Annotated in this window: 24 protein-coding genes and 1 pseudogene; 16 read left to right on the plus strand and 9 right to left on the minus strand. The window is 28.9% G+C overall.

Annotated features, from left to right (window positions below):
* Positions 1-94 precede the first annotated feature (94 nt).
* Positions 95-925 (minus strand): hypothetical protein, encoded by an 831-nt coding sequence (locus tag WAO74_RS08310; protein WP_422161144.1) that lies wholly within the window; start codon positions 923-925, stop codon positions 95-97.
* Between the two features lie 127 nt (positions 926-1,052).
* On the opposite strand from WAO74_RS08310, the gene WAO74_RS08315 reads away from it, so the two are divergent.
* From WAO74_RS08315 to WAO74_RS08335, 5 genes are all read left to right on the plus strand, one after another.
* Positions 1,053-1,688 (plus strand): thymidine kinase, encoded by a 636-nt coding sequence (locus WAO74_RS08315; protein WP_422161146.1) that lies wholly within the window; start codon positions 1,053-1,055, stop codon positions 1,686-1,688.
* Between the two features lie 15 nt (positions 1,689-1,703).
* The gene (gene alr / locus WAO74_RS08320; protein ID WP_422161148.1) at positions 1,704-2,801 is read left to right on the plus strand and encodes an alanine racemase; all 1,098 of its coding nucleotides are present in this window, start codon (positions 1,704-1,706) and stop codon (positions 2,799-2,801) included.
* 155 nt (positions 2,802-2,956) lie between these two features.
* Positions 2,957-3,364, plus strand: coding sequence for a large conductance mechanosensitive channel protein MscL (mscL, locus tag WAO74_RS08325; protein WP_422161149.1), 408 nt, complete (start codon positions 2,957-2,959; stop codon positions 3,362-3,364).
* Positions 3,365-3,705: 341 nt separating this feature from the next.
* Positions 3,706-4,806, plus strand: coding sequence for a T9SS type A sorting domain-containing protein (locus tag WAO74_RS08330; protein ID WP_422161151.1), 1,101 nt, complete (start codon positions 3,706-3,708; stop codon positions 4,804-4,806).
* An 85-nt stretch (positions 4,807-4,891) separates the two neighbouring features.
* Entirely contained in the window at positions 4,892-6,097 is a 1,206-nt protein-coding gene (locus WAO74_RS08335; protein ID WP_422161153.1) for a lipase family alpha/beta hydrolase, read from the plus strand.
* A 6-nt stretch (positions 6,098-6,103) separates the two neighbouring features.
* On the opposite strand, the gene aat is transcribed toward WAO74_RS08335, so the two are convergent.
* Positions 6,104-6,730 (minus strand): leucyl/phenylalanyl-tRNA--protein transferase, encoded by a 627-nt coding sequence (gene aat / locus WAO74_RS08340; RefSeq protein WP_422161155.1) that lies wholly within the window; start codon positions 6,728-6,730, stop codon positions 6,104-6,106.
* A 128-nt stretch (positions 6,731-6,858) separates the two neighbouring features.
* On the opposite strand from aat, the gene WAO74_RS08345 reads away from it, so the two are divergent.
* A complete protein-coding gene (locus WAO74_RS08345; protein ID WP_422161157.1) occupies positions 6,859-7,491 on the plus strand; it encodes a YqaA family protein in 633 nt (210 codons plus the stop codon).
* A gap of 18 nt (positions 7,492-7,509) precedes the next feature.
* Complete coding sequence (locus WAO74_RS08350) at positions 7,510-7,755, plus strand: DUF1456 family protein (protein WP_422161159.1); 246 nt, start codon at positions 7,510-7,512, stop codon at positions 7,753-7,755.
* A 141-nt stretch (positions 7,756-7,896) separates the two neighbouring features.
* On the opposite strand, the gene WAO74_RS08355 is transcribed toward WAO74_RS08350, so the two are convergent.
* Together WAO74_RS08355 and WAO74_RS08360 are read right to left on the minus strand one after the other, a co-directional pair.
* Positions 7,897-8,265, minus strand: a complete 369-nt coding sequence (locus tag WAO74_RS08355) for a DUF3127 domain-containing protein (RefSeq protein WP_422161160.1) — start codon at positions 8,263-8,265, stop codon at positions 7,897-7,899.
* A 5-nt stretch (positions 8,266-8,270) separates the two neighbouring features.
* Complete coding sequence (locus WAO74_RS08360; protein ID WP_422161162.1) at positions 8,271-9,131, minus strand: flavin reductase family protein; 861 nt, start codon at positions 9,129-9,131, stop codon at positions 8,271-8,273.
* Positions 9,132-9,324: 193 nt separating this feature from the next.
* On the opposite strand from WAO74_RS08360, the gene WAO74_RS08365 reads away from it, so the two are divergent.
* The gene (locus WAO74_RS08365) at positions 9,325-10,476 is read left to right on the plus strand and encodes a sensor histidine kinase (protein ID WP_422161164.1); all 1,152 of its coding nucleotides are present in this window, start codon (positions 9,325-9,327) and stop codon (positions 10,474-10,476) included.
* Positions 10,477-10,512: 36 nt separating this feature from the next.
* On the opposite strand, the gene WAO74_RS08370 is transcribed toward WAO74_RS08365, so the two are convergent.
* Entirely contained in the window at positions 10,513-10,902 is a 390-nt protein-coding gene (locus tag WAO74_RS08370; RefSeq protein WP_422161166.1) for an HIT family protein, read from the minus strand.
* Between the two features lie 131 nt (positions 10,903-11,033).
* A complete protein-coding gene (greA, locus tag WAO74_RS08375; protein WP_422161168.1) occupies positions 11,034-11,507 on the minus strand; it encodes a transcription elongation factor GreA in 474 nt (157 codons plus the stop codon).
* Positions 11,508-11,703: 196 nt separating this feature from the next.
* Here greA and WAO74_RS08380 point away from each other — a divergent pair, with 196 nt between their 5' ends.
* The 8 genes from WAO74_RS08380 (at position 11,704) to WAO74_RS08415 (ending at position 20,627) form a co-directional block, all read left to right on the plus strand.
* A complete protein-coding gene (locus WAO74_RS08380; RefSeq protein WP_422161169.1) occupies positions 11,704-12,120 on the plus strand; it encodes a Rieske (2Fe-2S) protein in 417 nt (138 codons plus the stop codon).
* A 53-nt stretch (positions 12,121-12,173) separates the two neighbouring features.
* The gene (locus WAO74_RS08385; RefSeq protein WP_422161171.1) at positions 12,174-13,331 is read left to right on the plus strand and encodes a 5-(carboxyamino)imidazole ribonucleotide synthase; all 1,158 of its coding nucleotides are present in this window, start codon (positions 12,174-12,176) and stop codon (positions 13,329-13,331) included.
* Between the two features lie 90 nt (positions 13,332-13,421).
* Entirely contained in the window at positions 13,422-14,363 is a 942-nt protein-coding gene (gene rhuM, locus WAO74_RS08390; protein ID WP_422161172.1) for a RhuM family protein, read from the plus strand.
* 2 nt (positions 14,364-14,365) lie between these two features.
* Entirely contained in the window at positions 14,366-14,845 is a 480-nt protein-coding gene (gene purE, locus WAO74_RS08395) for a 5-(carboxyamino)imidazole ribonucleotide mutase (RefSeq protein ID WP_422161173.1), read from the plus strand.
* Positions 14,846-14,900: 55 nt separating this feature from the next.
* Positions 14,901-16,916 carry a M3 family metallopeptidase gene (locus WAO74_RS08400; RefSeq protein ID WP_422161175.1) on the plus strand — a complete coding sequence of 672 codons (2,016 nt, stop codon included), beginning with the start codon at positions 14,901-14,903 and terminating at the stop codon, positions 16,914-16,916.
* Positions 16,917-16,951: 35 nt separating this feature from the next.
* Positions 16,952-18,175, plus strand: coding sequence for a carboxypeptidase-like regulatory domain-containing protein (locus tag WAO74_RS08405; protein ID WP_422161177.1), 1,224 nt, complete (start codon positions 16,952-16,954; stop codon positions 18,173-18,175).
* 222 nt (positions 18,176-18,397) lie between these two features.
* Entirely contained in the window at positions 18,398-20,035 is a 1,638-nt protein-coding gene (locus WAO74_RS08410; RefSeq protein WP_422161178.1) for a sensor histidine kinase, read from the plus strand.
* The gene (locus WAO74_RS08415; RefSeq protein WP_422161179.1) at positions 20,025-20,627 is read left to right on the plus strand and encodes a response regulator; all 603 of its coding nucleotides are present in this window, start codon (positions 20,025-20,027) and stop codon (positions 20,625-20,627) included. Before WAO74_RS08410 ends, WAO74_RS08415 begins: the two co-directional genes overlap by 11 nt.
* A gap of 9 nt (positions 20,628-20,636) precedes the next feature.
* On the opposite strand, the pseudogene WAO74_RS08420 reads toward WAO74_RS08415, so the two are convergent.
* From WAO74_RS08420 to WAO74_RS08430, 3 genes and pseudogenes are all read right to left on the minus strand, one after another.
* Positions 20,637-20,759: pseudogene (locus WAO74_RS08420) on the minus strand (T9SS type A sorting domain-containing protein); the annotation flags it as partial.
* Between the two features lie 232 nt (positions 20,760-20,991).
* Positions 20,992-22,233, minus strand: a complete 1,242-nt coding sequence (locus WAO74_RS08425; protein WP_422161181.1) for a glycosyltransferase family 4 protein — start codon at positions 22,231-22,233, stop codon at positions 20,992-20,994.
* Positions 22,234-22,707: a heme-binding domain-containing protein gene (locus WAO74_RS08430; protein WP_422161182.1), complete on the minus strand. Its 474-nt coding sequence runs from the start codon at positions 22,705-22,707 to the stop codon at positions 22,234-22,236.
* Between the last annotated feature and the right edge of the window lie 55 nt (positions 22,708-22,762).

The raw sequence follows: 22,762 nt of genomic DNA on the forward strand, positions 1-22,762 counted from the left end.
TATGTGTAATTGTGTAAAAGTTGAATTGCTTAAAAGTTTAAAACCAACTACCATTTACAGTTGCACTCTTAACCTTTTAAACAATTAAACTTTTTTAAGCAAACTTGCGCTCAATTATTTCCATAAAACGCATTTCTAATTCTTCGTGTTTTGACCAATTATAATCTGGTTTTATCATTTTATTGACAAAGGTTTTAGCTTCTTTATCCGATTTAAAAGAATTTAACTGGGAGACAACTCTATTATAATCTTCTTGGCTGCCATCAAACAAATGTTTTACAAATGCAATTCTATCATTTAAACCTATTTGAATGTTATTTGCAAACTTATCATTTAAAGATTTTGGTTGCGCATTCTCAAATAAATCTGCAATTATATCTACAGAAATTGTGTCTTGTAATTCGTCTTCTAAGGTGGCTGTTTTTCTAGCTCCAACATCTTTTACATCATTCTTAAAATTAGTTGCAGTGTTGTTTTCAGAAAATATCAATTCTTCTAACTCATCAAAGGGTTGTTCTAAAACTTCTTTTACTTTTGTTTCTTCTTTCTCTTGTATTGGCAAAACTTCAAGCTGTTTTTCTTCTATTTTTGGTTCATCAATTAAATTAAAAACCACTTTTTCCTCCACTTTACTTTCGTTCTCAGAATCGGCTTTTTCAGCTATAATTTCACTTTGCGAAACAATTTCATCAAAAGTAATTTCTTCTTTAATTTTATACCCTTCTTCAACTTTTTCCAATAACTCTGCCTTTGTTTCTTTTAAACCAGGTGTAGAATTTACATATTCTTCTACAAACGCTAAAACAGATAATTTTTCATAGATTTCTTTCGATTTCTGCTTCAATAAAAACACATTTTCTTTGTTTTTCATTTGCAAAATGCTGTGTGCTAAACTAATTAAATCGGACTCTAATTTTTTGTGCATAACTTGTTTGTTGCTATTTCTGAATCATGTTCAGAATAAATTATTTTTAACTGCTAAATATTTATAAATTTGCTAAACTCTAAAGTTTATCAATTCGTCTAATAATAAGAACGCTTAAAATTACAAAATGTTTCTTGAAAATACAGTAAATCATACAGAACAATTTGGTTGGATAGAAGTAATTTGTGGTTCTATGTTTTCTGGTAAAACAGAAGAATTAATTAGACGTTTAAGACGTGCTCAATTTGCCAAACAAAATGTTGAAATTTTTAAACCTGCAATTGATACACGTTATGATGATGAGGAAGTGGTTTCGCATAACGATTCTAGAATTCGCTCAACACCTGTTCCAGTTGCTTCTAATATTCGTTTATTAGCCAATAATGTGGATGTTGTTGGTATAGATGAAGCTCAATTTTTCGATGATGAAATAGTGGCTGTTTGCAACGATTTAGCAAATAGAGGAATTCGTGTAATTGTGGCTGGTTTAGATATGGATTTTAAGGGAAACCCTTTTGGGCCAATGCCAGCATTAATGGCTACTGCAGAATATGTAACCAAAGTGCACGCAGTTTGCACACATACAGGGAATTTAGCACATTATAGTTTTAGAAAAGCCCAAAATGATAAATTGGTAATGTTGGGTGAAACTGAAGAATACGAACCCTTAAGCAGAGCTGCATATTACAAAGCTTTTAAAGCTCAAAAACAACAAATCTTATCTAAAAAAGATTCTGAATCTAGTTCAGAGACTCTGAAATAAATTCAGTAAAAAAAAATGAATAACCACGTAACTGTTTTAGAAATTGATGGAAATGCATTAGTGCACAACCTAAATTATTTTAAGCAAAAATTAAAGCCAAAAACTAAAATTTTAGCAGTTGTAAAAGCTTTTGGCTATGGTAGTGATGGTGTGCAGGTTGCAAAATTTTTAGAGGACAAAGTAGATTATTTTGCGGTTGCTTATGCACAAGAAGGTATTGCTTTGCGTGAAGCAAATATTAAAACACCTATTCTGGTTTTACATCCTCAAATACCTACTCTACAAGATATTATCGACTTTAGATTAGAACCAAATTTGTATAACTTTAAAATTTTTAATGCCTTTTTAGAGTTAGCAGATAAAAAACTTTTAATGAATTACCCAATTCATTTAAAATTTAATACTGGCCTAAACAGATTGGGTTTTTGGCATACAGATATTCCTAAAATCATATCAGAATTAAAAGAAACAAGCCATATAAAAGTACAATCTCTTTTTTCGCATTTGGCAGCCAGTGAAGATTTAGAAGAAAAAGAATTTACCGTAAATCAACTAAATAGTTTTGCATACATAGCAAAACAATTTTATACACATTTAGACTATGAACCTATGTTGCATATTTTAAACACTTCTGGTGTTGTAAATTATGCAGAGGCGCAATTTGACATGGTTAGAATTGGAATTGGTTTATATGGGTTTGGAAATGATGAAAAAGAAACTGCTCAGCTTAAAAACACACATAATTTAAAATCTATTATATCTCAAATTCATTTAATAGAACCTGGAGAAACTGTTGGTTACAACAGGGCTTTTGTGTCTAACAAGCAAACAAAGTCAGCTACAATTCCTGTAGGTCATGCAGATGGTTTATCAAGAAAATTAGGCAATAAAAAAGGGTATGTTGTTATCAATAATCAAAAAGCAAATATAATAGGTAATGTGTGTATGGATATGATTATGGTAGATGTTACTAAAATAGACTGTAAAGAGGGTGATACAGTAATTGTATTTAACACTCAAGAAATGATTCATCATATTACAAATGTTTCTGAAACTATTGTATATGAAACATTAACATCCATTTCTCCACGTGTTAAGAAAGTTTTAAAATAACAATTAGTTTAACTATGCTTTTTATTAAAAAGTATATTCTTTATAACTTAGAAAAAAGAAGCTTAATAGGCTGACTTATACCTTTTATCGAATAAATAAAATACCTAAAATTTAATTTTTCTATTTTAGCCATAATTAACTAAAAACACATTAAAATGTTAAAAGAATTTAAAGAATTTATCACAGGTGGCAATGTAATAGAATTTGCTGTTGCAGTAATTATGGCAGGTGCTATTGGAGCAGTTGTTAAAGGTTTTGTAAGTAATATAGTAATGCCTGTTGTAGGTATGTTTACAGGTGGTGTAAGTTTTGCAGATCAAAAATATATTTTATCTGAAGCTGTAAAAGATGCTGCTGGTAAAGTAACAACTGCAGAAAATGCAATTATGTATGGTGCTTGGATAGACACTATTATTAATTTAATTATTGTAGGTTTTGTTATGTTTATGATGATAAAATCTTACAATAAAATGAAAAAGAAAGAAGAAGATCCAGCAGCGCCTTCAGGACCAAGTCAAGAAGATTTATTAGCTGAAATTAGAGATTTATTGGCTAAAAAGTAAACTTCTTAAAAAGAATTACCAATATACAAATCCTGAGTTTTAAAGCTCAGGTTTTTTTTTGACCCTCTGTAAAAAAATGATATTTAGATTGATCTTTTTAAAAATTCATGGTTTTCTGAAAATAATAAATTAAACAGCATCTTATACCATACAAAATTTGACACAAAAACACTTTCTGTTAAAATTCATTCAGGTATAAATATCAACTTTGGTAAAGAAAAAAAACTTACTAAAGTTCTCATTTATAATGCTTAAAAAGAAACAGTAAATTAAATTTAATCTCAATAAAAAACACTATTTTTAGCATAAATTGTGTTATCGTTTATTTGGATATGTAATTCATGGCAATTTTAAAATTGGATAGATTATTTTCTGTGAAATCAAAATTACTTTTATTGGTACTATTCTTTTTTTATTGCATTTCTGCAATAACTCAGACTACCTATACAGAAAATTTCACTGAAAAAGGATATCCTTCCAATTTACCAGAAAATGCTTATTGGAAATTTTATAACGACATTCATCCAGAACAAACAAATTGGAATAAATTTATTCCTGGTGATGGAAATGCCTATATAACTGTAGATGCTGATATTACAAATGATACAGACGACACTTACCCATATCAAACGTTAGTTTTTGGTGGAGTATCAGAAAATCATAGACTTGAAGTAAGAATGAAAGGCGCAGCTGTTGATGGTGGTTTAGCTGCATTTATTTTCACCTATCATCAAGAAGGAACAATATTTAATGAAGTTGATATAGAGGTTGTAGCGCAAGATGGGCAATCTCCAACAAGTCCTCACGAAATTTATGCACCCAATGGTTGGACAGATGCAAGGTTTAACACCTGGAGAAATGCAGACGAAATAACAACATTACCTTTTTCAGGTTCTCAAAAACCAGTTGTAGATAAAGATAATAAAAGAATTTCCTTGATAGATGATGAATTTCACACCTACACAATTGATTGGAAAGAAGATCAAGTAGATTTTTTTATTGACGAAGTATTACAAGAATCTTTTACTTCAAATATTGCTACAGGTTGGTCAGAAGTAATTATTGGTTATAGAAACTTGCCTTGGGCTGGTGATTTTAATTGGACTGGAGAACATACTATGGTTATCGATTATTTTAAAATTGAACCTTTATTAAATACGTTATTTACAAATTCATTTAATAATGATGATAACCAAATTGTTAGGTTATTTCCTAATCCAACAAAAGACAAAATAAACATTGAAATTTCTGAGGATAAAAAAATTCGAAAAATGGAATTGATGAATGTGCTTTCCTCTAAAATAATTCATTTAAATAACTTCAATTCTGATTTTAATTCTTCGAAAGAAATAGATATTTCTAACTTTGCAAAAGGTATTTATTTTTTGAATGTAGTTTTAGAAAGTGGTAAAACGATTACCAAGAAAATAGTAAAACTATAATTTTTTAATCATTAGAAATAATAACTTTTTTATAACCAATAGAAATGTAATTTTAGTTCTAAAATTAATTATTTTAAAAAAATAAATGTCAATTAAAGAGAATAGAGCTTCTTATTTACAAGGAATTACCAGTTTAGCAGTAGATGCTACTTTAGGCGTTACAGATTTGGTAGAAACTATGCATAAAAGAGTGGTTCATCCTCCATTGTTACCATCAACACCCATTCAGCATCTTATTACCAAGATTGCGAGTTTTACATATAAAAATATTAAATTAAGTACGAAACTGGTAGGTAATGGCTTGGATAAAACACTAGAATACTTGGCTCCTTTTTTAGGCGAAATAAAGCCCAACAATAAAAATAATGCGATTCAGGCTGTCTTAAATGGTATAATAGGAGATTATTTAGTACAAAAAGAAAATCCTCTAAGCATTAAAATGCAATTCATACATTTAAATAAAACTATTTCTTTCGATTGTAATAATTTATGTGAAATAATTCCAAACATAAATGGTAAAATTCTTTTGATGGTTCATGGTTCGTGTATGAACGATTTTCAATGGACTAGACAAGAACACAATCATGGTTTAGCAATAGCAAAAGAATTGCACAAAACACCCATTTATTTAAATTACAATAGTGGACTTCATATTTCCGAAAATGGTAAACAACTAAATGTTTTATTAGAAAACCTACTTTTAAATTGGCCTGTACCTTTGCAAGAAATAACTATTATAGCTCACAGCATGGGTGGTTTGGTAGCTAGAAGTGCTATTTATTACAGTAATATAGAGGATAATAGTTGGTCAAAATATCTTAATAAAATTGTTTTTTTAGGAACCCCACATCATGGAGCTCCTTTAGAAAAAATAGGTAATTATATAGATGTTATTTTAGAATCTATTCCTTATTCAAAACCGTTTGCTAGACTAGGAAAAATAAGAAGTTCGGGCATCACAGATTTAAGGTATGGAAATTTGGTTGATCAAGATTGGCAAAACCAGGATAGATTTAAATTGCAAGGAGATAAAAGAGAAAATATACCCTTACCAAAAAAGGTTGAAAGTTACAGTATAGCAGCTGCTATTGGCAAAGAAACAAAATCGTTGACCAAAATAGTTGGAGATAATTTAGTTGATGTAAAAAGTGCTTTAGGGCAGCATTCCAATCCTAATAAAAGCTTAAATTTTAAAAAGGAAAATACCTGGATTGCTTATGAAAATTCACATTTAGATTTATTAAACAATCCTGAAGTTTATTCCAAAATTAAAGCGTGGTTCACAGAGTAGTTCTGATTAATTTTTAAGAATTTCCAAAAACTGGGCTCTATCTATTTCTTGCGCTCCTAAAGTTGCTAAATGATCATTATAAACTTGGCAGTCTATTAATTTGTAATTATTACTTTTTATCAAATGAATAAAAGCCAATTTAGATGCATTCGAAACTTTACTAAACATACTTTCACCACAAAAAATAGCATTAATCTCTACACCATACAAACCACCAACCAACTGGTTATCGAGCCAAACTTCAATAGATTTTGCAATTCCTTTTTTATGTAAATTGATGTAGGCTTGTTCCATATCATCTGTAATCCAAGTGCCTAAACCATCATTTCTATCAATATTTTTACAATTATAAATTACCTCTTGAAATGCTTTATTTTCTGTAATTGTGAACTCATTTTTATTGATGATTTTCTGCATCGATTTCGATACTTTTAAATCCTCTGGAAATAAAACCATCCTTTTTTTGGGGCAATACCATACAATTGGATCATCTTCAGAAAACCAAGGAAAAATTCCATTTTTGTAAGCCAACATTAAACGTTCTTCAGACAAATCGCCTCCCAAAGCTATGATACCATCTTTGGTTGTAAATTTATAATCTGGAAAGGAAATTTTATTGGTAAGCCAAATCATGTTTTTAAATTCATTTTAACAAATTTAATAATTTCATAAAAAAAAAGTTAATGTTTATTTACATCCTAAATAATAAGTATTTTGTTGCTATTTTTGCAGACCGTTTTAATTTTATTTAAAACCTTGAAATGCCAAAAAAAAAGATAGAAAAAAGAAAAAAATCTAAAAAACTGAAAGCAAAGTTAGTGCATAATTATTATGCAAGAACTGGGTTTTATGCTTTTGTTGGTAAAAATTTAAAAAGCGCCATACTTCCTATTATTGGGGTTATTTTAGCAATTTTTCTATTCAATAAATATGTTTATAATATCAATGATGGTTTACATCATTTTACAGAAACTTTTTCCAGAGTCTCTATTTTAATTGTATTTTTTATATCCGAAACTTTATTAGGATTAATTCCTCCAGAAATATTTATTGCTTGGACAAAAAAAACGGATGAACCAATTTTAAACTTGGCTTTTTTAGCAACACTCTCTTATTCAGGTGGATTATTAGCTTATTTTATTGGAAAAGCTTCGTTAAAAATAAACTCTGTAAGACAATATTTAGAAGTTAAAATGGCTAAAAACCTAGAGAATGCTCAAAAATGGGGAGGCATTTTAATTTTAGTAGGGGCTTTGCTACCTTTACCTTTTGCAATTGCTTGTTTAGCTGCTGGAATGATTAAATACCCTTTTAAAAATGTGGTATTCTTTGGCTTGTTTCGATTTGCTAGGTTCGCAATTTACGCCTGGGCTATTTTTCAAGTAGTTCATTAAGTTATCAAATAAAAAAATATGGCATTATCAAATAATGATATTTTCAAAAAATTAAGAGTAGCTCATAAATTTAGAGATACAGATATTATAGATATTTGTGCTTTGGTAGATTTTAAAGTTACAAAAAGTGAAATAGGCTCTATTTTCAGAAATGAAGATCATCCAAAATACATGGAATGTGGAGACCAATTTTTGCGCAATTTCTTAAACGGATTGGTTATTCATTTACGTGGACCAATGCCTAAAAAAGAGAAAAAGGTTTAAGGTTTTAAAAAAAATAGCCTTAAAAATGCTGAAGGAAGAAGAATTTTATTGAATAAAAAAAGAGTGCAAATTTTAAAATTTTGCACTCTTTTTTTTTGTGTTGATTCTTGACTCTAAAAAGTTTTATTTCCAAATAATTATTTAGAATGGTAAATCATCTGGCTCTTCATCAGAAATATCAGAAGCTGGCTCAAACTGATCTACAGGAGGTAAATTTTGTGCTTTTGGAGCGCTTCCTAAATTTTCGATTCTCCATCCTTGAACAGAGTTAAAATATTTAGCCTCTCCTTGTGGGTTTATCCACTCTCTACCTCTTAAATTGATAGATACTTTTACATCTTGCCCAACTTTATAGCTGTTTAATAAATCGCATTTGTCTTGCACAAATTCAATCATAATCATTTGTGGATATTGCTCATCTGTTGTAACCACTAATTCTCTTTTTCTAAATCCATTAGAGCCAAATTTTTGTACTTCTCCAATTAATTTTACTTTACCTATAACTTCCATAATTCTTATTTTAATAAAAGCACGTTCCAAGCACTTTCTACATCATTTTTACTTAAAAACTCTTGAGCAAATGTATGTTTTTTTGCACTTTCTAGCCCAATAAATTGTGGATGTTCTTTTCCAAAGTTATTAACAGTTTCTTCTGCAGGCAGTTGCTCGACGTTTCCTAACATGCCCAAATTATTACCTGTTAAAATTTTACTATTTCGAATTTCCGAAGGAATTGCATCCACTCCAATACCCAAAGTTGAGACTGGTTTAGGAATTTCAAAAAAACCATCTCTTGCTCTTGAGTAATAATTACCTCCTGCTCTTGCCACCAAATCAATTTTATGCTGATCTATAGCTCCATCATCATCTAATACGTCATCAGAAATATGAATCTTTACAACTTCACAAATTATTAAATTTCCTGCTCCACCTTCTGTTCCTGTAAAAATTACATCTGTAACTTTACACTCAAATTGCACAGGAGATTCTGCCACTCTAAAAGGTTTTATTTTATCTGATTGTAACATTGTAAAACCTGCTTTTTCAAACTCGTTTACACCTTCAGGATACTCTGTAGAACTCAAAGACATTTGCTGAACAATATCATAATTTACCACATTTATAACCACTTCTCTTGTTGCCAAAGCATTGTCTAAAGTATGTTTTGTAGTATTATCTCTAACTCTTCTTGCAGGCGAAAATATTAGCGTTGGTGGATTTGAACCAAACACATTAAAAAATGAAAAAGGCGATAAATTTGGATTTCCATCAGCATCAATTGTACTGGCAAAAGCAATTGGCCTTGGAGCAATTGCACCTAATAAATAACCATGTAATTTACCTGTTGATATTTCTTTTGGATCTATAGAAAGCATAATTTTATTTTTAAAGCTGCCATTTATAGTGATTTTCGATGTTCAAAGAAAATTGAATCGAGAAGTTCTCGATACTAATCTACTTCGTTTTCACTTCGTAAATTCACTCGAACTGACAAATAATTTTTACAAACGTAAATATACTATCAAATCTTGAAACGAGTTATATAGTAGAAATGTTATATTTGTTTTTATGAACTTTTTTTCGAATACACTTTTATTTAAAAGAATTACCATTCTTGTCTCCTTTGTAATTGTCTCTTTAATTCTCTGGAATACCTATACTTTTTTTCAGAAATTTAAAAATGAAGAAAGAATTAAAATGGAAATTTTAGCGGAAGCTCAAAAAGAAATTGGAACGTATTCAGATTTAAATGCGAGTGTTAGTTTGCCTTTAAAAGTTATTGAAAACAATAACAGCATTCCAATGATTTTGGTTGATGAACAAGGTCTTATCTTAAATACTCAGAATTTAGACTCCATAAAATCTTTAGATAGTAAGTACTTAGAAAATCAATTGGCAATTATGAAAGAGCAAAACGAGCCAATTGTTATTAGTTATGATGGAAAAAACAAACAATATATTTATTACAAAGATTCAGATTTATTAAACAAGTTAACCTATTATCCTTTAGCATTAATTTTAATTTTAGTTCTTTTTTTAAGTGTTATTTATTTATTCTACAGTTCTAATAAAGCAGCTGAAACCAATAAACTTTGGACAGGAATGGCCAAAGAAACAGCGCATCAAATTGGTACACCTTTATCTTCTCTATTAGGTTGGATTTCTATTTTAAAGATGGAAAAAGTTGATGATACCTATATCAAAGAAATAGAAAAAGATGTATACAGATTAAACACTATTGCAAATCGTTTTTCTAAAATTGGTTCAACTCCAGAACTAAAAAAAGAAAATATTGTAGATATTACAAAACAAGCTTTCGATTATTTAGAATCTCGAAGTTCTAAACAAATTTCGTTTTCATTTTCATCAGAAAGTGATAAAATTTATACCCAATTAAACACAGAGTTATTTGGTTGGGTAATAGAAAACCTAATTAAAAATGCCATTGATGCAATGCTTGGAAAAGGCGAATTAAACTTAAACATTACAAGTGATGTAAAAAAAGTAAAAATTAAAGTTTCTGATACAGGAAAAGGAATGTCAAAAAAATTATTTAAACAAATTTTTAAACCAGGTTTTACAACTAAAAAACGTGGTTGGGGATTAGGTTTATCGCTTTCTAAAAGAATAGTAGAAGACTACCACAAAGGAAAAATATTCGTAAAAAAATCTGAAATTGATAAAGGAACTACTTTTGAGGTTTTGTTGAATAAACTTTAATTCCCTGTCATTCCTGGGAAAGAAGAAATCTGAAACCTATTCAAAATTCCCAGAAATACTTTTTGCTAAACTCACAAACTCCTCGTTCGTAAACTTTACTTTTTGCTGAAATTGCATATCAGCCATCGCATTTATAGGTATTAAATGCACATGTACATGTGGCACTTCTAAACCAATAACACTCATTCCAATTCGTTTACAAAGCACAGTTTTTTCTAAAGCTTTGGCAACTCTGTAAGAGAAATCCATTAAACTTCTATATTCTTCTTTTGATAAATCAAAAATTTTGTTTTCTTCTTTTTTTGGGACCACTAAAGTATGCCCTTTTGCATTGGGGTTAATATCTAAAAAAGCAATAAAATCATCATTTTCTGCTACTTTATAACTTGGTATTTCTCCTGTAATTATTTTTGTGAATATGCTCATAATATTAAGTTTTGCTTGGTGCTTTTTAGTTGGTAGTAAACATAAAAAGAATTCGGGCTTTGGCAAAGCCAAAACCCGAAATTATATTTTTAAAACTTCTTCCATAAAACTGCCAACTACAAGCTTCTTTTTTACCTCGAAATCTCTAAGACTTCAAATTTCATAGTTCCATTTGGCACCTTAATTTCTGCAATTTCTCCAACTTTTTTACCTAATAAACCTTTCCCTATTGGAGAGTTTACAGATAACTTTCCATTTCTAACATCGGTTTCAGAATCTGCAACCAATCTGTATGAAAACTTCATTCCGTTTGTTGCATTTTTAATTACAACATTAGAATGTATTAATATTTTCGAAGTATCTAATTGGCTTTCGTCTAAAATACGTGCATTTGAAACAACATTTTTAAGCTTTGCAATTTTAGTTTCTAAGTGAGATTGCTCTTCTTTTGCTGCGTGATACTCTGCATTTTCACTCAAATCACCTTTATCTCTTGCCTCTGCAATTTCTTGCGTAACTCTTGGACGCTCAACATGTTCTAACTGATACAATTCGTCTTTCAATTTCTTTAATCCTTCAGGAGAATAATATGATATTTCGCTCATTTTCTATCGTTTTAAAAATATCTATTTCTCTGTAAAAATTAAAATTGTACAAAAAAAATAGACATTACCATTTCTGCAAAAAACCCTTTAAGGGCTAAATCTAAAAATCTCAAACCTATAACAGGAATGAGATTGGATTACAAATGTACAAAATATTTGTAACTTGCAATCGTTTTTATAAAAAGAGCATTAGAATATGACCAAAAAAATAATCCTTTTAGTTTCTTTTCTTTTACTAATAAACTGTTCTGATACAACAAATTTAGCGAACTGTATTCGATCTTTTAATTTAAATTTGGTAACAGATTTAAATAATCCAGAATTGATAAACGCGCAAACTCCTGGAGGTTTTGCTCCACTTCCTGGAGGTAATAAAGGTATTTTATTATTTAATAAAAATGGAACTGATTTTGTGGCTTATGATAGATTATGCCCAAGAAACAATTGCACTGCTCCAATGACTTACCAAAATAGGCTTTTAACTTGTACTTGTCATAACAGTTCTTACAGCGTAGATTTTGGAGGTGCTCCTCAAACAGAAGGTTTTGAGTGCCCAGCAATAGAGTATAGAGTTACAATAAACGGCTCTACAATTCGAATCAGCAATTTTTAGTAGTTTCTTATTTTATAGATGCTTATTTTTGCTGAAATACAACAATTTTAAACGTGAAAAATTACTTCTCTTCAAATTTTAAATTAGGTGTTTTAGGTGGTGGACAATTAGGAAGAATGCTATTGTCTGAAACCCAAAAATTTGATATTCATACATCTATTCTAGACAATGCTAAAAATGCACCTTGTGCAGAAATCTGCAACACTTTTGTACTTGGAGATTTGTTAGATTTTGATGCAGTTTACAACTTTGGTAAAACTGTAGATTTATTAACAATCGAAATAGAAAATGTAAATTTAGATGCACTTGATAAATTAGAAGATGAAGGTCTAACAATTTATCCAAAACCGAAAGATTTAAGAATTATTCAAAGCAAAGCAAGGCAGAAAAATTTTTATATTGATAAACAAATACCAACTGCAGAATTTTCTCATTATGCATATTTGCAAGAGTTAATTCATTCTTATGAGAATGATATTATCAGTTTTCCTTTTGTTTGGAAAGCAGCACGTTTTGGTTATGATGGAAATGGCGTAAAAATTGTAAGAAATTTTGATGATTTAAAAAACCTACCAAAAGTAGAATGTATTACAGAAAAACTAATTCCTTTTAAAAATGAATTGGCAGTAATTGTTGCTAGAAATGCGAATGGTGAAACTAAAACGTATCCTATTGTAGAAATGGAGTTTCATCCAGAAGCAAACCAAGTAGAATATGTAATTTGCCCTGCTAGAATCGATTTTAAAATAGCCGAAAAAGCAAGAGAAATTGCTTTAAAAGTAGTGAGTGAATTGGATTTTGTAGGACTTTTAGCTGTAGAAATGTTTCAAACTATAGATGATAAAATCTTGGTAAATGAAGTTGCTCCAAGACCTCATAATTCTGGCCATTATTCTATAGAAGCAAGTTATACCAATCAATTTGAACAACATTTACGATCTATTTTAAACCTTCCATTAGGAAATACAGACAGTAAAGTTGCAGGAATTATGGTAAATTTAGTAGGCGAAGAAGGTTTTTCTGGGGATGTAATTTATAAAAACATAGAAGAAATTTTAAAAATTGATGGTGTTACACCTCATATTTATGGCAAGAAAGAAACACGTCCTTTCAGAAAAATGGGACATGTAACTATTGTAAATTCTGATATTGATAAAGCAAGAGAAATTGCACAAAAAGTAAAAGAAACGATTAGAGTTATTTCTGAGTAATTATTTTTTTAACCAATTCTAATTTAGAATATTTTTTAACGTACTAAAAACTCAAATAAACCAAGAGTAAATAAATCAATTTTTTTTAAAATGAATAAAATAATTTCTTTTAAAACTTCATCAGAAAACAAAGATTTTGAAATTATTTTAGATGAGCAAAAGCAAACTTTTTGGGCAACTGAACAAAAAATTGCAGAACTTTTTCAAAGAGATAGAACTGTTATTTCAAAGCATTTAAAAAACATATTTAAAGAGCAAGAACTTATTCAAGATTCAGTATGTGCAAAATTTGCACATACTGCAAATGATGGAAAAACTTATGATGTAAATCATTATAATTTAGATGTTATCATATCTGTTGGTTATAGAGTAAAGTCTAAAATTGCAACTCAATTTAGAATTTGGGCAACTAATATTTTAAAAGAACATCTTACAAAAGGCTATTCTGTAAACGAAAAACGTTTAGAACAACTACAAAAAACAATTCAACTTGTTCAAAGAGCATCAAAACTCGCAAAAAACACAAAAGATTTAATAGATATTTTATCCGATTATTCTTCTGCATTAGCCATTTTAGATAGTTTTGATCATCAAACACTAACAAAAGAAAATGTAACTAATTTTGTATCTTATAAAATTGATTATAAGAAAGCTAAATCCGCAATAGATCAATTAAGAACAAAATTTGGAGGCTCATCATTATTTGGTAACGAAAAAGATGAATCTTTTAAAAGTTCAATTGCAACCATTGACCAAACTTTTGATGGAAAAGATTTATATCCAAGTATTGAGGAAAAAGCAGCTAATCTTTTATATTTTGTTGTAAAAAATCATTCTTTTAGTGATGGCAATAAACGAATTGCAGCATGGTTATTTGTTTGGTACCTGTATGAAAATGATTTTCTATACAGAGAAAATAATTCTAAAAGAATTTCAAATAACACACTTGTTGCTTTAACTTTGATGATTGCAGAAAGCAATCCAAATGAAAAAGAAATGATGATAAACGTAATTATCAATTTAATAAATTAAAGATGATAGGAATAATAATGGGAAGCGATTCAGATCTTCCAATAATGCAAGAAGCAATAGATATTTTAGAGAGTTTTGATATCCAAATAGAAGTCGATATTGTATCCGCTCACAGAACTCCAGAAAAATTGTTTGATTATTCTAAAAATGCACATTTACGTGGTATAAAAGTAATTATTGCTGGTGCTGGAGGTGCTGCACATTTACCAGGAATGGTTGCAAGTATGAGTCCTTTACCTGTAATTGGAGTTCCAGTAAAAAGTAGAAATTCAATAGATGGTTGGGATTCTGTACTATCTATTTTACAAATGCCTGGAGGCGTTCCTGTTGCAACTGTAGCTTTAGATGGCGCAAAAAACGCAGGTATTTTAGCAGCACAAATTATTGCAACATCAGACAAATGTGTGCTAGATAAAATAATAGCATACAAAGAAGGCTTAAAACTTAAAGTTGAAAAAGCTTCTGAGAGAGTTAGAAAGTAATTGAGTTTTTTTGCAATTACACGATTAAACATTTTCACAATTACACGTTTTAAAAATGAACCCACTTTTACAAGAATTTAATACAGCTCCATTTTCTAAAATTGAAGCGGAACACTATAAACCTGCTATTAAAAAAGGAATTGAAATTGCAAAAGCCGAAATTGATGAAATTGTTAACAATTCTGATGCTCCAACTTTTGAAAACACAACAGTTGCTTTAGATTTTACTGGCGAAAAACTAAACAGAATTACCTCTATTTTTTTTAATTTAAACTCAGCAGAAACGAATGATGAAATTCAAAAAATTGCGCAAGAAGTTTCTCCTTGGTTAAGTGAATTTAGAAACGATATCACTTTAAACGAAAACTTATTTAAAAAAGTAAAAGCTGTTTTTGATGCTAAAGGGCATTTAGATTTAAATACAGAACAGCAAATGTTATTGGATAAACAATACAAAGGTTTTGCAAGAAATGGTGCAAATTTAAATGAAGATGATAAAACTCAACTTCGACAAATTGATTCAAAACTATCTAAATTATCACTGCAATTTGGCGAAAATGTTTTGGCAGAAACCAATGCTTTTGAAATGCATTTAATTGAGGAAAAAGATGTTTCTGGTTTGCCAGAAAGTGTAAAAGAAGCAGCACATCAATTGGCAAAAGAACAAGATAAAAGAGGATATGTTTTTACCTTGCAATACCCAAGCTACATTCCGTTTTTAACCTATGCAGACAATAGAGAATTGCGCAAAAAAATGGCAATTGCTGGTGGAAAAAAAGCATTTCAAGACAATGAATTTAATAACGAAAAAATTGTTTTAGAAATTGTAAATCTTCGTCAGAAAAGAGCGAATTTGTTAGGCTACAAAACACATGCTCATTTTGTTTTAGAAGAAAGAATGGCTGTTTCTCCAGAAAAAGTAATTGAATTTTCGAATAATCTATTGAAAAAAGCAAAACCTACAGCTAAAAAAGAATTTGAAAATTTAGAGAAATACGCCAAAAAATTAGATGGTATAGATGAACTTCAAAAATGGGATGGCGCTTATTATGCAGAAAAACTGAAGAAGGAATTGTTCGATTTAGACCAAGAAATTTTAAAACCATATTTTAAACTAGAAAACGTAATTGATGGTGTTTTCGAAATTGCAAACAGATTGTACGATTTAAAATTCGAAGAAGTTTTTAATATCGACAAATATCATCCTGATGTAAAAACGTATAATGTTACTGAAACTAATGGAAATTTCATTGCTGTTTTTTATGCAGATTATCATCCTAGAAAAGGAAAAAGAAATGGTGCTTGGATGACGAGTTATAAATCGCAACAAATTAAAAACGGAATTAACGAAAGACCTCACGTTTCTATCGTTTGTAATTTTACAAAACCAACAGCTACAAAACCATCTTTACTAACATTTAACGAGGTTACTACATTATTTCATGAGTTTGGGCATGCATTGCATGGAATGTTAGCAAACACCACTTACAATAGTTTGTCTGGCACATCTGTTTCTTGGGATTTTGTGGAATTACCAAGTCAGATTTTCGAGAATTGGTGTTATGAAAAAGAAGCCTTAGAACTATTTGCCAAGCATTATAAAACCGGCGAAATTATACCAATGAAATATGTTGAAAAAATAAAAGAATCTGCAAGTTTTCATGAAGGAATGCAAACCTTACGTCAGTTAAGCTTTGGTTTGTTAGATATGAAATGGCACTCTGAAAATCCATCAGAAATAACTTCTATTAAAGATTTTGAAAACGAAGCTTTTTTAGATACAAAATTATATCCTGAAGTTGAAGAAAATTGCATGAGTACTGCTTTTTCTCATATTTTTCAAGGAGGATATTCTGCAGGTTATTACTCATACAAATGGGCAGAAGTGTTAGATGCTGATGCGTTTGAATACTTTTTAGAAAAAGGTATTTTCGATAAAGAAGTGGCTACAAAGTTTAAAGAAAATGTCTTGTCTAAAGGTGGTACAGAAGAGCCAATGGAATTGTACAAACGTTTTAGAGGACAAGAACCTAAGCCAGATGCATTGCTAAAAAGAGCTGGTTTAATTTAGTGAAAAGTATTCTGTAATTTGTATTTTATTATCTCATGAAAAATAATATTTTTCTTTTTTTACTTTTCTTTTCGATTTCGATTTCATCACAAATTGATATCACAGGTACTGTCTATTTCGAAAATAAGCCATTAGAAAATGTTGCTGTGTATTTAAACAACACTATGTTAGGCACAACAACGAACGAAAAAGGCGAATTTTTAATTTCTGTTAAAGAAGGGCAATATGAATTGATTGTCTCTTATTTAGGATTCAAAAAAATTAATTATGTCCTAAACACATCAACTTATATAAAACCATTAGTTTTTGTTTTAGAGGAAGATGAAAATGTGTTGAATGAAGTCATCATCAAAAAAATAGTTTATGATGATACATGGAAAAATAATTTATACGTATTTAAACAAGAATTTATAGGGATTACAGAACTTTCGAAAGATTGTGAAATTTTAAATCCGGAAGTTTTATATTTTGAATTTAATCAAAAAGAAAACTCTTTAACAGCTTTTGCCAGAAAACCTTTAGAGCTAAAGCATAAGAGTTTAGGGTATTCAATTATTTACGAATTGGAGGGTTTTGAAAGAGGTAAAGACTTTGTAACATTTTTAGGTTACACTCGCTACAAAGAATTAAAAGGGGGTAAAAAGAAGCAAAAACGTTGGAAAGAGAATAGACAAAAAGCATATAATGGTTCTAATCTCCATTTTTTTAAATCTGTTATAAAAAACACTTTTAAGGATGAAGGGTTTATCGTGAATCAGTTTAAAAGAGTTCCAAACCCAGAAAGACCTTCTGAAGATGAAATTAAAAATGCGAGAGAATTAATTAAGTTAAGTAGAAGTTCTATTGATTTTTCTTTAGAAATTGAAACTCCAAAAAATGCAGTAGATTCTGCTTTAGTTATTGTAAAAAAAGCAAGACTGCCTAAATTTAATGATTATTTGTACAAATCAAATTTAAAAAAAGAAGATATTATTGGTGTTAAAAACAATACTTTCTATCTTTCTTTTGACAATAATTTAAGCGTTGTTTACACTAAAGAAAAAGAAGAAATAGGTTACATTACTAGAAACGCTTTTAGTAAAAAACGAGATCCTTTGCCACAAACCTCAAGTTTAGTTCCGTTCAAAAAAAATAGTATTCTAGACAAAAGCGGTGTTTTAGTAAACCCTTTAGAAGTTTTTTTTGAAGGATATTGGTCTTATGAAAAATTCGGAGATTCATTACCTTTAGATTATGACCCTAAAGATATTTCTGAGTAAGCAATAATTTAGTTCGCTTTTTTACTGAAAACTATTTTACATTCTATTTAATTTACCCCTGCATTTTTAGGATTGTATTTTTTACTGTTGCAATAAACTTTTTAAAAAATAATCTTAACAAATAATCCGTTTTATTCGAGGATTACAAATATCACCCTTTATTATTTTTTTTGTTCTATTAATATTCGTTCCTTTCAAAGTAATTCAAAAATTACTTTTCTTTTGATTCAAAATATTGGCTTCTTAAAAATTAAACTAAAATTAAACTATTTGTTTTTTGCAATACTTTTTGCGGTAAACACATTTTCTCAAGAAAATTCAATAGCAAATTTTGAAACTTATTTTGAACGCGCCAAAGAATTAAATAAACTAAGCTTATTTTCTAAAAGTATTATCGAGTTAAATAAGGCTATAGAACTCGCTAAAAAAAATAATCTTGAAAAAGAATATTTGGAATCGAGTGTTTTTTTAGGTGAAATGATGCGAAGAACTGCTGACCATAAAAAAGGAATTGAAATACTAGAAAAACTAAAAAACTCAAAAAATTATCCAAAAATTCATGCTTACAAATTAGGAAGAATGGCTGCATTGTATGCAGAAGGAGGAGAGTATCCTGGAAGGTCTCCAGAAGATTCTATAAAAAAATATTTAAGTACAGGGCTTAAAATTTCTAAAGAAAACAACTTCTATGCTGAGGAGGCTGCAATGAGTAATGAACTAGGTTTCTCTATTCTAAATAGCGGAAAATTTGAAGAAGCTAAACCCTATTTAATCAGGTCTGCAAAACTTTTTAAACAAATAAATGATGAAAATAACTATGTAGTAGTTATGTGTCACCTGCTTAAAATTAAAACTATTGAAAAAAAGTTTATAGAGGCAGATGCCATTTCTAAAGAACTGTTAGACTTAGTAAAAAATAATAATTGGTATGGAACTGAGCAAACTTTATATAGAAATATAGCTGGTAGATATTTAGCAGAAAAAGATTCTATAACTTATTATAAATATGTAACTAAAGAAAAACAAGCTGCTTATCAACTTTTAAATGCGCGTACTAATTTAGAATTATCTTATTACAGAGTTAATTTGGAAACGGATAAATTTAAAAGTAAAGCTTTAACTGCCGAAAATGATTTAATGATTAATGTCCTAAATTTATCTAAACAAAAACAATTTAACCAAATACTATTACTATTTATCATTGTTTTTACTGTTTTAACTATTATTGTTTTTATCCTCTATTCCAAAAAAAATAAAATTGCGAAAAGTTTAGAAATCAGTAATAAAAAATTTGAGCTTTTAATGACTGAAAGCAACCATAGAATTAAAAACAACCTACAAATGATTTTATCTATGGTAGATTATTCTAGTGAAAACTTAGACAAACAACAAACTAAAACATTACATAAAATTAGCAGTAAAATACAAACAGTGGGTGTTCTGCATAAACATTTATATGCAGATATTCACAATCAATTTGTTCATATAGACACTTATTTTAACGAAATAATTTACTTATATACAAAAATGAATTCTAGCAATTTAGTTATAAAAAGCAATATTTTTCCTATTAAAATAGAGAGCGAACGAATTGTATATTTTGGCTTAATTTTAAATGAACTATTGGCTAACACTTTAGAGCATAATTTATCGGAAATTAAAAATGTTACAATTCAAATAACAGAACATTTAAACAAATTCCGATTTTTATATTCAGATAATTCCCCTCACTTAAATTCGAATAAAATAAATAAAGGAGGTATTTTATTAAATCAATTAGTTGAAAGGATTAAAGGAGAAGATTTTACTGTAGATAGAGATCCAGGAACCTATAAATTTTTGTTTAAAGATGTTGAATAAAGTAATTATAATTGAAGATGAAATGTTTGCTTTAATGCATCTAAAAAAAATTATTTCATCATTAGGATATACAGTTGTTGAGACATATTACAATGCAGAAGATTTTTTAAATGAACCTAATTGGAATTTTGATGTGGCAATTGTAGATATTTTACTATCTGGAAAACTAACAGGTTTGGATGTAGCTAAAGAGATTAAAAAAAAACGCAAACCCTTTATTTTCTTAACCGCGAACCAAGATAGTTTTACCATAAATGAAGCCGCAAAATTAGCGCCAGCTGCATACTTGAGTAAACCTTTTCAAAATGCAGAAGTAGAAGCTGCTCTTATTATGCTTAAATTAAAAATAAAACCAAATAATTTAGACCCCTACTTTGTTTTTTTATCTCAAAACGAGCATACGATTGCGCCTTTAACCATAAGAGAAGTAGATGTATTAAAAAATTTAATTGAAAATTCATCGACCGAAATAATTGCAGAAAAATTATTTATTTCTAAAAACACAGTAAAAACGCATATAAGAAATCTTTATTTAAAATTTACCATAAAAAATAAAGAGGAGCTACTTGAAAAAGTAAAAAATATATTCTAATAATTAGAATTAATTTTTTATGATTCTTTTTGAAACAATTCCTCTTGAAGTAACTAATTTAATTAAATAAATTCCATCTTTCAAATGATTTAAATTAATGTAATTAAATTTCTTTTTCTTTTGTATCACAACTTTCCCTAATAACCATAAAAATAAAGATGATTATAATTTATACGCTTTTACTTTACAAACCTATTATAATAAAATTAACAAGAGTAAAATACAAGGGTGAAATTTCTAATCGTTTTATGTGAAAACTTAATTTTAAGACACTTAATATATGCAAGTTATATTTATTATTAAGCTGATGATAATTTCTATTCAAAAACTAAATTTGATAGTGAAAAAGCTACAAACTGTAATGCTAGTTACCATTCTTCTCTTCAATCCATTTACTCATAAACTTTGTAGCTTGTAAAGTTTGATGTTGTAACAAGTTTCCTAAAAAATTCTGAGTTCTATGTTGTTCTAAGTTTTGCTGAAGTACAATAATTTGGTTTATAACAGGAGTACTCAACTTTTCCTTATCATATATATGATTAATGATTTCTACACCTGTTTCTTGATAGTGTTTCCACGTATTTTTATTTCTATACAATTCTGCAGACATCAGAGCAAAGTCAGAAAAATTGTCTTCTATAAAACCACTCCATAAAATACTTTCAGACATTCCTTCTGCACCAATTGTAGTGGTAACACTTGGTGTTCCACAAATCATGGCTTCTGTTAGTTTACCTTTTATACCTGCTCCAAAACGCAAAGGCGCTAATAGTACTCTGGAGTTTTCAATAACTTCTTTGGCATTTTCTGCAAAACCTTTAATAATAAAGCCTTCTTTTTTATTGTGTAATTCTTGTATTTGCTGATTTACATACGCACCATAAATATGAACTTCAACATTAGGCAAATATTCTCTTATTTCACTCCAAATTTCTTCTTTTAAAGTGATCACAGCATCCACATTTGGTTTGTGAAAGAAGTTACCGATAAAAATAAAATTAGTTCTTTCTTCGAAAGGATTCCATTTTTTTATGTGATTTTTATCAATCTTATCCAACAAAAAAGGCAAGTAATACAGAATTTTTTCATCAATTTTAAAAACGGATTTTAGCAAATCCATTTCATAAGTAGAAATAATTAAAGACAAATCGCATCTTAAAATGGAAGCGATTTCTCTTTTTGTATCATCAGACTTTAATAAAGCTTCGTTTGTAAATTCTTCTTCTTTTTTTAACTGTTGATGACGAACTTTTCGTAAAAAGTGTAAATCTTCTGTATCTAAAATTCGCAATGCATTTGGGCAATGTTCTGCAACTCGCCAACCAAATTGTTCTTCTGTCATAAAACGATCAAAAACAACGATAGTTGGGTCTAATTTTAGAATAAAATCATCAAAAGAAGCTGAATTCAATTCAATAAGAACTTCATCAACATTTAAAGAATTTAAGTTCACAGCTTTCTCAGATTTTTGAGAAGCTGATACAAAAGTTACTTTCCAGTGTTGTTTTAAAAATAATTCAATAAATTGCAACATTCTGCTTCCTGCAGCAGAAGAATTGGGCTCAACCCAAACTGATCCAATAATTAAAACATTTTGCGAAATCAACTATTCTAAAGCCATTTGTTTTTTATACTCTCCTTGTACTTTTTTACCCCAAGTAACAATAGCATCAATTTGTTCTGGTGTTAAATTTGCCTCAGAATGCACCCAAGTATATGAATCTAAAGGCATTTCTTTTTTCTCCACTTCTTCATGCAATTCATCCATTTTGTGTTCTTTTTTCTTTAAAGAATATTCACTCCATTTCGAAAAGTCTAAATGTTTTTTTCCGTCTGCAATATGGTCTTCTAGCCAATAGTTTACAGGAGTAATATTGTTATACCAAGGATAATTTGTTTTAGAAGAATGGCAATCAAAACAACTTGTTTTCATAATATTCAATACTTCTTCAGACGGATTTGTTTCTGCCACAAAAGCATTTACAGTATTTATATTTCCATCATTTTTTTCGGGTCTAAAAAATTGAGCAATAATAAAAATCAACAATACTACAAGACCTATTTTCTTAACTATTTTCATCAGATAAAGTTTATAAATTATCAAAAGGTAAATCTACATAATTTGAAGAATATTC

This window comes from Polaribacter sp., assembly GCF_049276715.1.
GTDB lineage: Bacteria > Bacteroidota > Bacteroidia > Flavobacteriales > Flavobacteriaceae > Polaribacter.